General features: G+C 62.9%; 14 protein-coding genes. 6 read left to right on the forward strand and 8 right to left on the reverse strand.

The window, feature by feature from the left end:
* Nucleotides 1-59 precede the first annotated feature (59 nt).
* Nucleotides 60-1,511, reverse strand: a complete 1,452-nt coding sequence (gene pyk, locus EGJ86_RS13975; RefSeq protein ID WP_125835500.1) for a pyruvate kinase — start codon at nt 1,509-1,511, stop codon at nt 60-62.
* Between the two features lie 71 nt (nt 1,512-1,582).
* Entirely contained in the window at nt 1,583-2,491 is a 909-nt protein-coding gene (locus EGJ86_RS13980) for a universal stress protein (RefSeq protein WP_125835501.1), read from the reverse strand.
* 226 nt (nt 2,492-2,717) lie between these two features.
* Between EGJ86_RS13980 and EGJ86_RS13985 the strand changes: the two genes are divergently transcribed.
* From EGJ86_RS13985 to EGJ86_RS13995, 3 genes are all read left to right on the forward strand, one after another.
* On the forward strand, nt 2,718-3,092 hold the full coding sequence (locus EGJ86_RS13985) for a tol-pal system YbgF family protein (RefSeq protein WP_099525661.1): 375 nt from the start codon (nt 2,718-2,720) through the stop codon (nt 3,090-3,092).
* Between the two features lie 74 nt (nt 3,093-3,166).
* A complete protein-coding gene (locus tag EGJ86_RS13990) occupies nt 3,167-3,589 on the forward strand; it encodes a DUF4124 domain-containing protein (RefSeq protein WP_106734492.1) in 423 nt (140 codons plus the stop codon).
* Nucleotides 3,590-3,648: 59 nt separating this feature from the next.
* Nucleotides 3,649-4,005, forward strand: a complete 357-nt coding sequence (locus EGJ86_RS13995) for a PilZ domain-containing protein (RefSeq protein ID WP_125835502.1) — start codon at nt 3,649-3,651, stop codon at nt 4,003-4,005.
* 25 nt (nt 4,006-4,030) lie between these two features.
* Here EGJ86_RS13995 and EGJ86_RS14000 read toward each other — a convergent pair whose 3' ends face one another.
* Nucleotides 4,031-4,834 carry a SirB1 family protein gene (locus tag EGJ86_RS14000; protein WP_125835503.1) on the reverse strand — a complete coding sequence of 268 codons (804 nt, stop codon included), beginning with the start codon at nt 4,832-4,834 and terminating at the stop codon, nt 4,031-4,033.
* A 100-nt stretch (nt 4,835-4,934) separates the two neighbouring features.
* Here EGJ86_RS14000 and EGJ86_RS14005 point away from each other — a divergent pair, with 100 nt between their 5' ends.
* Nucleotides 4,935-5,957 (forward strand): Glu/Leu/Phe/Val dehydrogenase dimerization domain-containing protein, encoded by a 1,023-nt coding sequence (locus EGJ86_RS14005; protein ID WP_125835504.1) that lies wholly within the window; start codon nt 4,935-4,937, stop codon nt 5,955-5,957.
* Between the two features lie 70 nt (nt 5,958-6,027).
* Here the strand turns inward: EGJ86_RS14005 and EGJ86_RS14010 are convergent, their stop codons facing one another.
* A complete protein-coding gene (locus EGJ86_RS14010; RefSeq protein WP_125835505.1) occupies nt 6,028-6,432 on the reverse strand; it encodes a DUF488 domain-containing protein in 405 nt (134 codons plus the stop codon).
* Between the two features lie 82 nt (nt 6,433-6,514).
* On the opposite strand from EGJ86_RS14010, the gene EGJ86_RS14015 reads away from it, so the two are divergent.
* Entirely contained in the window at nt 6,515-6,757 is a 243-nt protein-coding gene (locus EGJ86_RS14015; RefSeq protein ID WP_003462367.1) for a hypothetical protein, read from the forward strand.
* Nucleotides 6,758-6,814: 57 nt separating this feature from the next.
* On the opposite strand, the gene EGJ86_RS14020 is transcribed toward EGJ86_RS14015, so the two are convergent.
* On the reverse strand, nt 6,815-7,078 hold the full coding sequence (locus EGJ86_RS14020) for a YebG family protein (RefSeq protein WP_003462365.1): 264 nt from the start codon (nt 7,076-7,078) through the stop codon (nt 6,815-6,817).
* 108 nt (nt 7,079-7,186) lie between these two features.
* On the reverse strand, nt 7,187-8,161 hold the full coding sequence (locus EGJ86_RS14025) for an MBL fold metallo-hydrolase (protein WP_125835506.1): 975 nt from the start codon (nt 8,159-8,161) through the stop codon (nt 7,187-7,189).
* A gap of 226 nt (nt 8,162-8,387) precedes the next feature.
* On the opposite strand from EGJ86_RS14025, the gene EGJ86_RS14030 reads away from it, so the two are divergent.
* Nucleotides 8,388-8,882 (forward strand): phosphate-starvation-inducible protein PsiE, encoded by a 495-nt coding sequence (locus tag EGJ86_RS14030; protein ID WP_125835507.1) that lies wholly within the window; start codon nt 8,388-8,390, stop codon nt 8,880-8,882.
* A gap of 69 nt (nt 8,883-8,951) precedes the next feature.
* Here the strand turns inward: EGJ86_RS14030 and EGJ86_RS14035 are convergent, their stop codons facing one another.
* The gene (locus tag EGJ86_RS14035; protein ID WP_125835508.1) at nt 8,952-11,582 is read right to left on the reverse strand and encodes a DEAD/DEAH box helicase; all 2,631 of its coding nucleotides are present in this window, start codon (nt 11,580-11,582) and stop codon (nt 8,952-8,954) included.
* 145 nt (nt 11,583-11,727) lie between these two features.
* On the reverse strand, nt 11,728-12,600 hold the full coding sequence (locus EGJ86_RS14040; RefSeq protein ID WP_125835509.1) for a helix-turn-helix domain-containing protein: 873 nt from the start codon (nt 12,598-12,600) through the stop codon (nt 11,728-11,730).
* Nucleotides 12,601-12,762: the final 162 nt, after the last annotated feature.

Here is a 12,762-nt window from a genome sequence, read left to right on the forward strand (position 1 = left end):
CTCACTACCAAAAAACAAAAGGCCGCTCGATGAGCGGCCTTTTTGCGTTCAAGGGTGGATCACACCATCTGATCGCCGACGTGCAGGATCTTCATGGTGTTGGTGCCGCCGGTACCGTGGTAGCTGTCACCCTTGGTCAGGATCACCCAGTCGCCCGGCTCGACCACGCCGCGCTTGAGCAGTTCGTCCACCGCCGCTTGGCTGACCTTGTTCGCTGGCAGCGAGGCCGGGTCGAACGGCACGGTGTAGACGCCACGGAACAGTGCCACGCGGGCCTGGGCTTCACGGTGCGGGGTGAAGGCGAAGATCGGGATCGACGAGCGGATGCGCGACATGATCAGCGGGCTGTAGCCACTCTCGGTGAGGCTGATGATTGCCTTCACGCCGGGGAAGTGGTTGGCAGTGTACATGGTCGCCAGGGCGATGCTTTCGTCGCAGCGCTCGAAGGTGCGGCCCAGGCGGTGGCTGGACTGCTTGCTGGTCGGGTGCTTCTCGGCGCCCAGGCACACGCGGGCCATGGCCTGCACGGCTTCGACCGGGTATTCGCCAGCGGCGCTCTCGGCCGACAGCATCACCGCATCGGTGTAGTCCAGCGCGGCGTTGGCCACGTCCGAGACTTCGGCGCGGGTCGGCATCGGGCTGTGGATCATCGATTCCATCATCTGCGTGGCGGTGATCACTGCTTTGTTCAGGCGTCGGGCGTGGGCGATGATCTTCTTCTGGATACCGACCAGCTCGGCGTCGCCGATTTCCACGGCCAGGTCGCCACGGGCGACCATCACCGCGTCGCTGGCGCGGATCAGGCCGTCCAGCGCTTCGTCATCGGCCACGGCTTCGGCGCGCTCGATCTTGGCCACTAGCCAGGCGGTGCCGCCGGCTTCGGTGAGCAGGCGACGGGCGTAGTCCATGTCGGCGGCATCACGCGGGAAGGACACAGCCAGGTAATCCAGGTCCATTTCGGCGGCGACCTTGATGTCGGCCTTGTCTTTCTCGGTCAGCGCTGGCGCAGTCAGGCCGCCGCCACGGCGGTTGATGCCCTTGTTGTCCGACAGCGGACCGCCGATCAGTACGCGGCAGTGCAGCTCGTCGGCGCCCTTGAGTTCGACGCGCATGACCACGCGGCCGTCGTCGAGCAGCAGTTCGTCACCGACATCGCAGTCCTGGATCAGCGCCGGGTAGTCGATGCCGACCACTTCCCGGGTGCCGGCCGTGCGCGAGTGGCTGGAGGAGAGGCGGAACAGGTCGCCGTCCTTGAGCTCGATACGCTTGTTCTCGAACTTGGCGATGCGGATTTTCGGGCCTTGCAGGTCGCCGAGCAGGGCGACATGGCGGCCGTGCTTGGCGGCCAGCTCACGAACCAGAGCGGCGCGCGCCTTGTGGTCGTCCGGCGTGCCGTGGGAGAAGTTCAGACGGGCCACGTCGAGACCGGCGAGGATCAGTTGCTCCAGCACTTCCGGCGAGCTGCTGGCCGGGCCCAGGGTGGCGACGATTTTGGTGCGGCGAAAGGTCATGCACGAACTCCCTAGTGAACTATGTTCGGGAGGCTACTACGCCATTCAGCTGTAGTCATTGTTCCTGTGCACTACCCTTTGCCGTCCGGTTTGATCACCAGCAGATCGCACTCGACGCGTTCCAGTACCCGCTCCGCGGTGTGGCCGATCAGCAGGCTGTCCAGATGGCCGCGGGCGATGGCACCCATTACCAGCAGGCCGATATTGTGCTCATGCACGAATTTTGGAATGACTTCTTCGGCAAATCCGTCCAGCAGGTGGGCCTGCGCCCGATCGATGGCGTATTGGCCAATCAGCTTGTCGAAGGCTTCGCGGTGCTCGCGGCTGCACTGGGTCACGTAGTCTTCGTATTCCTGCGCTACCTCGGCGTCGAACAGCAGCGAGCGTGGCAGCGGTGCCTGCGCGTGCAGGTACTCGGCTTGCAGGCCAAGCGCAGCCTGCAGAGCCTGGCTGGTGCCAATCAACTGATGATCGAGGGCGGCAGGTTTGTCCGCGCTGTGCAGCGGGTCGAGCGCGACGCACAGGCTCTGGCCGCGGGGCTTGGCATCGTGCACCAGCCACAGTGGCGCCGGGCAGCGTCGGATCAGTTGCCAGCTGGTATCGCTGAACAAGAGGCGTCGTAGTGCACTGCTGGGGTGGGTCGACTTGAACAGGATGTCCGGCTGCAGCACGGTAACGCGGGCGAGTATCTCCTCGTGGCTGCGTTTGCCCCAGCGTACGTCCACTTCGATTCTGAACCCTTCATCGCTCAGGTGGGCGACGCTGGCGCGTAGCGCCTCATGACTCTGCCGCAGGATGGCTTCACGGGCGCGGTTGAGCAACTGACTGTCCAGGAGGCCGCTCTCCAGGCTCGGGTGATACTCGACCTGCAGCAAGTGCAGGGCGGCGCCGGTCTCGCGCGCCACTTCGACGGCCCGCTGCAGGGCCGGTTGTTGCTGGTGTTCGGCGTCGATGACGACCATCAGTCGTTGCAGTTTCATGGCAGCGTCCTCATCTGGAGTCTGTGCCTGCATTACAGGCCATGTTCAGGCGAGCGGCATTGATATGGATCAGCGATTTGGCGCTGGTTCGAGAGGGCGAGTGGTCGTGGCGCTGGCGCGGACAAATAGGTGAGGCAATGGCGTCATGCGGGGCGTTGCCAGAACAACTATTGCTGTTCAGTTTTCCCCTCGGCTGTCGATACACTGCTCATTGGAGGAATTGCCCATGCGTACCCTGATCATTCTGGCCGTGGCCCTGGTTGCCACGGGCTGTACCCGTGTCTCGCTCGACCATCATCTGAACAACGCCTACCGCGCCTACAACGAAGGTGATTGTGCGCAGGTCGCGCTGGAGCTGTCGCAGGCCGAGCGCAAGAGCCGCTCGCGCAATTACCTGCAACCTGAGATTTCCCTGTTGCGCGGTCAATGCCTGGAGCGCGAGAGCTTGTTCGTCGATGCCGCGCAGACTTACCAGTTCATCATCACGCGTTATCCGGCCAGCGAGTACGCCTACCGTGCCCGCGCGCGTCTGCAGACGCTGGAGCAACTGGGGCATCACAGTCCGGCGCCGGCAGCCAAGGTCAGTCCGGCCACACTCTGAGCCTTCGGTCGTTCGGCGTTCTTCAGGGGCGCGTGGCGGTATAAGCTGGCGTATGTCTCTCATGGAGGATGAACATGCGTCACTGGTTGTTGATCGCTGTACTACTGCCCTCGCTGGCGACGGCGGAAATCTATCGCTGGACGGACGAGCAGGGGCGGGTGCATTTCGGCCAGAGGCCCGTGGCCGGGGCTGAAACCGTGCAGGTGAAACCGCAGGTGATTGAGCGCGACCAACATACGCGTGAGCGTGAGGAGCGCCGTCAGCGTTTCTACGATGCGCGGCGTGAAGAGCAACAACAGGCTGCGGCGACAGCAACTGCGCAGCGCGAAGAGCGGGCCAGTGAATGCCGTGATCTGCGCCGACACCTGGCGCAGATGCCGGAGGGCTTTCGCTACTATCGCGAAGGCGCCGGCGGCGAGCGCATCTACTACAGTGATGAAGAAACCGACACCGCTCGTCGCCAGTTGCGCGAGCGGATAGCCCAACGCTGTTCTTGAGGATGGTTAAGTGGTCGTAGTAGGGCCATACTCAAGTCCCTTTGTAGCGATTTGCCACTATGCGTAGCCAGCGCCGAATCGAACGCCATCAGTTGCCCTACTACCTGAAGGTGTTCAATCGCATTACCGACAAACCGATGGGCTCCATCGGCAATGTCTCCCTCGACGGTCTGATGCTGATCAGTCAGTTGCCGATGCTGGTGGGCGCACGCTTCGACATGCGCCTGAAGATTCCAGGCCAGCATGGCATGCATTTCATCGACTTCTCCGCCAACTGTAAGTGGTGCCGTGAAGATGTCAATCCCGGTGTCTACGATTCCGGCTTCGCTCTGGTGGCGCCACCTGCCGACTACGTCGAGATGATCGACGCGCTGCGTTACTACTTCAGCTTCCACAGCCTGGCGGCGTCTGCCTGATACCGAGGTTTTCGGGCGCGGCGCTTCAATGCATCGCTGGCGCACGTGCCAGGCTGCGCAAGCGCTGGCTCAACTGCAGGCGCAAACCTTCCTCCTCGCAGAACAGCAGCGCGTGCTCAATGTCATAGCGCTCACCCTGTGGGCAATCCAGTTGCCGATAGACGTCCGCCCGAGCCAGATGATCGACCAGGTTGGGCGGGCCGAGCTGCAGGACGCGCTCGGCATCCTTGAGCGCTGCTTCCGGAGCATCGTGCTGCATGTGCAACAGGCGCAGGTTGCGCGACAGGCGTCGCAGCATGTCAGCGGCATCGGCTGTCTGCAGGTGCACCGCGCTGAGTTCGACATCCGGGCCCAAATTGCGATAGAGCTGATCACGGCAGTCGCGGGTGTACAGGCGGCGTCCGCCGCAAGGGTCGAGCAGGTGATCGGCGCCAGGTACACGGAGCATGAAGTGACCAGGGAAATTCACGCCCTGGAGTGGAATATCCAGGCGGCGCGCCAACTCCAGTGCAATCAACGCCAGGGTCAGCGGCTGGCCGCGTCGGCGGCGTAGCACTTCATGCAGCAGGGCATGGCGCGGTCGTGTCACGCCTTCGTCGTCTTCCTGATAGTCGAGTTCTGCCAGTCGGCGCAGCAGCGGTTGTGCCAGTTCGCGAGGGGGCAGGGCGGGTAACCCGGCGCTGACCTGCAATAACAAACTGTGCAGGTCGCTCAGTATCTGCGCGGGCTGAAGCTGATCATCGTGTTCGGCAGCGATCCACAGTGCCGCCTCGAACAGGGCGGGAGGGTCGCGTTGCAGGCACTGCAGGCAGGCTTGGCGTGGGCTCATCGCATTCTCCGCTGACTTCTGCTCTTTTAGCTCCTGGCAAGGTCGTCGTCCAGTGTGGCTCTCCTATACTGAGGCCTGAAGTCCAACCGGGAGCTCGCCCATGTTCAGCATGATGGAAGCCGCCCGCCTCGAGGCCCTGCATCTGGCCGAGGATCCGGCCAGCGGTCTCAAGGCCGTTATCGCCATTCACAACACCCGTTTCGGGCCAGCGCTTGGCGGTTGTCGCTACCTACCCTATGCCGATGAACAGAGCGCCATTGGCGATGCCATCCGCCTTGCCCAGGGTATGAGCTACAAGGCGGCGTTGGCTGGGATCCATCACGGTGGCGGCAAGGCGGTGATCATCCGCCCGGCTCATCTGCAGAGCCGCGCCGCGCTGTTCGAAGCCTTCGGTCGTTTTATCGAAACCCTCAATGGCCGTTACATCACCGCCATCGACAGTGGCACCTCCAGCGCCGACATGGATTGCATCGCCCAGTACACCCATCACGCTACCAGTACGACCAGCGAGGGTGATCCGTCACCGCACACCGCCTTGGGTGTGTTCGCGGGCATCCGCGCTACCGCCCAGGCGCGTCTTGGCAGCGATGATCTGGAAGGGCTGCGAGTCGCTGTTCAGGGGCTGGGCAATGTCGGTTTCGCCCTGGCCGAAGCGCTGCATGCCGCGGGCGTGGAACTGTTGGTGAGCGACCTCGATGCCGGGCGTGTGCAACTGGCTGTCGAGCAACTGGGGGCGCACCCGATAACCAGCGATGCGCTGCTTACCACGCCTTGCGACATTCTCGCGCCCTGTGGCCTGGGTGGTGTGCTGAATGCGCAGACGGTTTCCCATCTGCGTTGCGCTGCGGTGGCTGGAGCGGCCAACAATCAGCTGGCAAGCCCTGAAGTGGCCGATCAGCTGGAAGCTCGCGGGATTCTCTACGCGCCGGATTACGTGCTCAATGCCGGAGGGCTGATCTACGTGGCGCTGCGTCATCGCGGCGAGGAACTAGCGGCGATCACCGCGCACCTGGCGCAGATCAGCCGGCGTCTGACCGAGGTCTACGCCCATGCTCAGGCTGAAAAACGTTCCCCGGCGCGAGTCGCCGACTATCTGGCGGAGGGCCTGCTCTATCGCACCTAGCTGCTATCCGGCCCGTTCCGGGGGGCGGGTCTGAGCCTGGCCAGGCAGCATCGTGGCGACGTCAGTGCGCTCAATTGCCGTCGAATTCGCTCTGGTAGCACACAGGTGAACTGGGCGAGTCGTATCGCTGTAGCTCATCCTCGAGGAACTCCGCCAGAACTCGCGCGTTGTTGTGCTCCTCATCGCGTGCGGCGTAAAGCAGCGTAAGCGTGCCGCTCGCCGCCCAATGCAGCAGTCGCTGCCAATGTTCGGGGTGACCCGCCAGCTCACGGCGATAGGCCGCACTGAAATCATCGAAGGCTTCGACGCGGTGAGCGAAGGCCTTGCGCAGTTCGGTAGATGGCGCGACTTCGGGTAGCCATTCATCGAACGCCAAGGCGTCCCTGGATAGGCCCCTTGGCCATAGTCGGTCGACCAGTATGCGTTGGCCGTCGCCGGCCTGGGCATCGAGATAAACCCGCTTGCAACGGATCATCGAGTGGCCTCCATAGCCTGCGGCAATGCCGCACTTGGCGCTGCGTACGGGCTCGATTAGCGTGGTGAAAGGAGGATTCACCATGGACTATTTCATTATCGTCGTCACCACCGCTGCCGGCCTGTACTTTCACTGGTGGCTGTTTCGCCGCATTCGCCAATGGAGTGATCGCGATCTGGCGCTTTCCTTTGCCGAGGGCGATGAGCGCAAACGTCAGTACATGCTCGAACAGCTGGCCCGTGCGCGAGGTGAGGGCGTCAAGCGACGTGATTTGCCGGCATGGCTGGAGCAGGTCGCGGGGCAATACCCAGGCAGCAGAGCATGATGCTGGACGGTTTTACCGAGCAGACCCCTCGTGCGAAAGAGGGGCCGCGCTACACGGTCACTCGCTGGCGGTCTCGATCTCGAGTTCCTCGAGTGCGTCCGGCTGGCTCTTGAACGCCTTGGCAAAGACGTCGCGATTCTTGGCCATGAAGATACCCAGCTCCTCGCCCTGTTCCTCGCTCAGGGATGGAACCGCCTTGTGCAGCACCTCGCTCAGGCGCTCGGCCAGTTCCAGCATCTTGTCGTAACGGTCGGCTTCGGCCTTATCCATGAACAAGCGCTCCGGATCGCGACTGCTGCGATACACCACTTCGACGGCCATTCATCACCTCATCTGCCTTCATGCGTGTCTGTTGGTAACTGTTTATTTATACAGTAATCCAAGCATAAAGAACTCGCTACCGTTTTGCCAGCAGCGAATGTCGAGAATTCAGCGGTCGCTACGGATCGGGCTGAACTCGACGGGTACCCAGGCGTAGCCTTGGGCTTCCTTGCGTACGTGGCCCAGGCCGGGGAAGGGCAGGTGCGCACCAGCGACCCACAGCTTGTCTGTGGCCGCTTCGGCCAGGATGCGTTGGCGGGATTGCCTGGCCTGGTCGCTGTCGACATCGAACTCGATGACCACTTCAGGCTTGGCGAACTGCACGGCGTGGTTATGCAGAATGTCGCCCCATACCAGCAGGCTCTGTCCACCCGATTTGAACAGGTAAGAGGTATGTCCGGGCGTGTGTCCCGGGCTCGCTACCAGGCTGACGCCAGGCAACAATTTGCCTTCTGTCTTGTAGGGCTTGAGTTTGTTCATCTTGGCATAGGGTGCGACTGCCTGTTGCGCCATCTTGAACATGCCCTGCATGCCTTCGGGGGCCTTGGCCATGGTCGCCTCGTCGAGCCAGAATTCAGCCTCCGCCTGCGGCACCTCCACGGTCGCGTTGGGGTAGGCCGGGCTGCCGTCAGCGTTGACCAGGCCGCAGGCATGGTCCGGGTGCAGGTGGGTGAGCAGCACGGTATCCACCTGCTCCGGCTGGTAGCCGGATGCCTTGAGGTTGGTCTGCACCACGCCGAGAGTCGGGCCGAAGCACTTGGCGGCGCCGGTATCGATCAGCACCAGGTTGTCGCCGGTGTTGATCAGGTAGGCGTTGACCGCAGTCTGCACGCCTTTCTCGGACGCCACGAACATGCGTGCCAGCAGCGATTGCAGGTCCTTGTCATCCATGCCCTTGAGCAGGCTGGCAGGCAGGTCGACGTAGCCGTCATACAGAGCGGTGACTTCGAAGTCACCGAGTGCCATACGGTAGTAGCCCGGTACCTGGGTCTTCTGTTGTGCCGGTGCGGCCGCCTGCAGCGGCAGGCTGACCAGGGCGATCATGGCGGACGACAATGCGGTGCTCAGCGAGAAAAGACGCATGGGGGATCCTTCATTGAGAGTGGCGATGCCGTAGTGTGCGACGCGTCGGGGTATCTTGGCGAGCCTGTGATGTCAGTTTCAGCCTCGTCGCGGTCGGCTGGAGCGTGCCAAATCGTCACATCGCAGCGGCATCCTCGGGCTGGTCTTTTTCCTGCATGATTGTTTCTTGCGAATACCCGAGGTGGGGATTCGGGGTGGTTTGCCAGGTCTCGTGGGGAGTTGAAGGATGAATTGGGCTGAGCGCTTGCGCGAAAACATGCACGGTCTGGCGGAGTCGCTGGGCAATCTGCTGATGGAGGCCTTCCATTACCTGGCGCTGTTCGCCATTGGTGCGATCACGGCCTGGGCGGGGGTGATGACCTTCATCGGCATGCTGGAGAAGGGACACATCACGGTCGATGACATCCTGCTGCTGTTCATCTACCTGGAATTGGCAGCGATGGTGGGGATCTATTTCAAGACCAACCACATGCCGATTCGCTTCATGATCTATGTGGCGATCACTGCATTGACTCGTTTGCTGATTTCCGACATTTCCCACACCCACAAGCCGAGCTGGGGTGTGGTGATGGTGTCGGGGGCGATCCTGCTGCTGGCGCTTGCGATCCTGGTAGTGCGTTACGCCTCGTCACGCTTTCCGGCCGTGGCCGGCCCGCATCCCCGCAACAAGGCGCGCAACCGTGAGGATGCCGAGTCCGAGCGCGACGATACGTCTGATTGATATTTGACGTGGATGACACTTGTTTCATCCGCCATTACTGGCGTGATGGCGGATCGTTGAGGCGAGGTGTCAATCGAGCGGTGCAAACAGCGCTGCCAAGTCTTCCTCATCCAGCTTCCACTGGCCCTGGCTGCCGCCGTCCAGCACGCCTTTGGCCAGGCTGGCCTTGGCCTGCTGCAGTTGCTGGATCTTTTCTTCGACGCTGCCGCGGGCGATCAGCTTGTAGACGAACACTGGTTTGTCCTGGCCGATACGGTAGGCGCGATCGCTGGCTTGGGCTTCGGCGGCCGGGTTCCACCAGGGGTCGAAGTGGATCACGGTATCGGCGGCGGTCAGGTTGAGGCCGCTGCCACCGGCCTTGAGGCTGATCAGGAACACCGGAAACTCTCCCGCCTGGAAGCGTTGTACCGGTGTGCGTCGATCCTGGGTGCTGCCGGTCAGCTTGGCGTAGGCGATCTTGCGGGCCTGCAGCTCAGCCTCGATCAGCGCCAGCATCGAGGTGAACTGAGAGAACAGCAGCACGCGGCGGCCTTCGTCCACCAGTTCCTGAAGCATATCCAGAAGGGCGCTGAGCTTGCCGGAATCGTTTGCGCCCAACTCGCCGTTATCCTCTCCGAGCAGGCGCAGATCGCAGCAGCTTTGGCGCAGGCGCAGCAGCGCCTCGAGGATGACGATATGGCTGCGTGCCAGGCCCTGACGGGTGATTTCTTCGCGCACCTTCTGGTCCATCGCCAGGCGCAGGGTTTCGTAGCGGTCGCGCTGCAGCTGGGTCAGCTCGACCCATTGGGTGATCTCGGTCTTCGGCGGCAGTTCGCTGGCTACCTGTTCCTTGTTGCGGCGCAGCAGGAAGGGGCGGATGCGCCCGTTCAGATGAGCGAGGCGATGGCCGTCGCCGCGTTTCTCGATGGGCGTGCGGTAATCGCGGGTGAAGGCCTTGGCGTCGCCGAGCCAACCCGGCATGAGGAAGTGGAACAGTGACCACAGCTCGCCCAGGTGGTTTTCCAGTGGCGTGCCGGTCAGGCACAGGCGCAGCTCGGCCTGTATCTGAGCCGCTGCGGTGGCCGCCTTGCTGCGCGGGTTCTTGATGTTCTGCGCTTCGTCGAGGATCAGCAGGCGGTAGCGGTGTTGATTCAGCGCCTTGAGGTCGCGTGGCAGCAGGGCGTAGGTGGTCAGGATCAGGTCGTGCTCGGTGATCTCTTCGAACAGCGCCTTGCGCTTGCTGCCATGCAGTGCCAGTACGCGCAACTGTGGGGTGAAGCGCGCCGCTTCGTCCTGCCAGTTGGGAATCAGGCTGGTGGGCATGACGATCAGCGCGGGCTTGTCGAGACGACCCGCCTGTTTCTCGCAGAGGATATGCGCCAGAGTCTGCAGGGTCTTGCCCAGGCCCATGTCGTCGGCCAGTACGCCACCGACGCGCAGCTCGGCCAGGGTTTGCATCCAGTTCAGGCCCTGCAACTGATAGCTGCGCAGTTCGGCCTGCAAGCCCGCGGGTGGTGAGACTTCACGCACTGCCAGACTTTGCAGGCGTTGGGCGAAACCGCGCAGTTCATCGCCGCCTTGCCAGCTGAGTTCAGGACCCTGCGCCAGTTCGGCCAGGCGCGCGGCGTCGGCGCGCCCCAGGCGCAGCGGCAAGTGGTCTTCGCCGGGATCGCGGAAATACAGCTCGCCGAGCGTGGCCAACAATGGCTTGAGGCGGGCGAAGGGTAGGGCGATGCGTTTGCCGCTCTGCGGCAGGTTGACCAGCAGGCGGTCTTCGTCGGCGCGCTGGGCCAGTGCCTCGGGCGCCAGCAGCCAGGGCGTGCGGCGAATGGCCTGGAGCAGGATCGGCAGCAGGCTCAGGCGCTGGCCTTCGACTTCGATGCCCAGCTCCAGATCGAACCAGTTCTGCTGCGGGTCTTCCTCGACCTCGGCATACCAGTCGTCGACCTCGGCGAGGTTGTACTGGAAGTCTGGGCGCATGTGGATCTGCCAGCCTTCTGCGCGCAATTGCGGCAGTTGCTGCTGGACGAAATCGAGCCAGTCGCGCTCGCGTTCCAGCTCGAACGGCTCGCCAGCTTCGGCCGGTAGCGCCTCGCTCTGGCGCAGAGCTACCTGCAGACCGAGGCTTTCCAGGCGTTTGCGCAGCGTGGCTTCGGCTGCGCCGTCACGGATCAGGCGCAGGTTGGTTTGCTCATCCAGGCGCTTGACCAGGTCCTTGGCCGGCTTGCCGAAGACCTTGTGCCCGGCATAGTCGAAGGCCAGTGCGGCGCGGTGCTGGGTTTGTTCCTGCATGCGTCCCTTGCGTGCGTCGAAATGCACGCGCACCTGGCTGCCGAGGCTGAGGACGGCGGTGGGGGCAAGACCTTCGAGGCGTGTTTCGGCCAACTCCTTGTCCTGCACGATGATGTCTGACAGGTCGCTGCCGGCGCGCTGCTGAGCTTCAAGGGTGAGAAGGGCGGCCACCACGTGCTTGCAGTTGAAGCCGACCGGGCAGTTGCAGTGGCCGGTCACGCTCCATTTGCGCCCATAAGGATGCAGCGTGATGCGTTGCTGGTAGGTCTGCCCACCTGAGCCCCGGCAATTGGCGAGCAGGCTGTGGTCCTTGAGACTGAGCAGTTTGCTGCGTTTTTCTTCGGCGTAGCCGATGCCACGGCGCAGGTCGCCCGCGCCGAATTCGGAACGCCAGTCTTCCTGGCGTAACAGGTGGATATCCAGAGGCATCAGCGAAGCCTCGTGGCTAAAGGGAATGGGCGCATGACTGGGCCGTGGCAATGCAAAGCCGCAGATTTTCGCATAGCCGCGTGACGATTAGCAGGCGTGGTGCAGAGATTGCCGACGGCAGGGCGGGTGGCGGCTTTCTCCCGCCCTATACGAACGCAGCGCGGTACTGTCTGGGCGTTGCACCCAATGCCTGGCGAAAACGGTTGCTGAAATGGCTGGCGCTGGCGAAGCCGCAGGCCAATGCCACCTCGCTCAGAGCAGGGGCTGGCTGACGTAGCATCTGGCAGGCACGCGCCAGACGCCGAGCCAGCACGTAACGATGAGGTGGCAGGCCGAAGCTGCTTTGGAACATGCGCGCGAAGTGGTATTCCGACAGCGCGCAGAGTGCGGCCAGTTGGCTCAGCGGCAGCGGCGTGTCCAGGTGCTGCTCGATGAACTCGCGCACACGTCGGCGTTGCAGCGGTGCCAGTCCGCCCTTGAGGCGCAGGCCCTGGCGCAGGCCAACCTGGTTGAGCAGGGCGTGGTCGAGTAGTTGGTGCGCCAGGCTGCTGGCCAGCAGGCGTTCGCCCGGCTCCTGCCAGTCGAGGGTGCACAGCTGGCGAAAGCGCGCGGACTGTTCGGCGTCTTCGAGGAAGGTCGCTTCTTCCAGTTGCAGGCTGCGCGGCTCGCGATCGAGCAGGGCGACCGCGCCAAGGGCGAACTGCTCCTGCTCTATATAGAGGTGGGCAAGCTGAATCTCGCCATTGATGATCCAGGCCGACTGATGCTCGGCCGGCAGAATGCACAGTTTGTCTGGCGCGCCCTTGTTGCCGGGTTGCTCACGGCGAAATGTGCCGGTGCCGCCACTGAGGTAGCACGACAGCGTGTGATGGCTGGGGGCAAGGTAGTCACGCGCATCATGAGCGTTGCTCCAGCGGGCCACGGCCATGCCGTTGCCCAGCTCGGCCATCGCGTGTAGCCGAGCGTTGGGCGAGCGGCTCATGCTCTGGAATACCTGCAGATGTTCGAATTGCGCCATCAACTTCTCCCGAATGCAGCCATGCTACGCCTGCCAGTAGGCAAAACCAGAGGCGAAGAAAAAAATGCGCAAGTTTGTGAAATTCTGGGGTCGTAATTTCTGGAACGCCTTTCAATGGTGCTTAAGTTTTTTTGCGCCAACTCGCGGCGCGGCACGAGGACT

Source organism: Pseudomonas sp. o96-267, from assembly GCF_003935465.1.
Lineage (GTDB): Bacteria > Pseudomonadota > Gammaproteobacteria > Pseudomonadales > Pseudomonadaceae > Aquipseudomonas > Aquipseudomonas sediminis.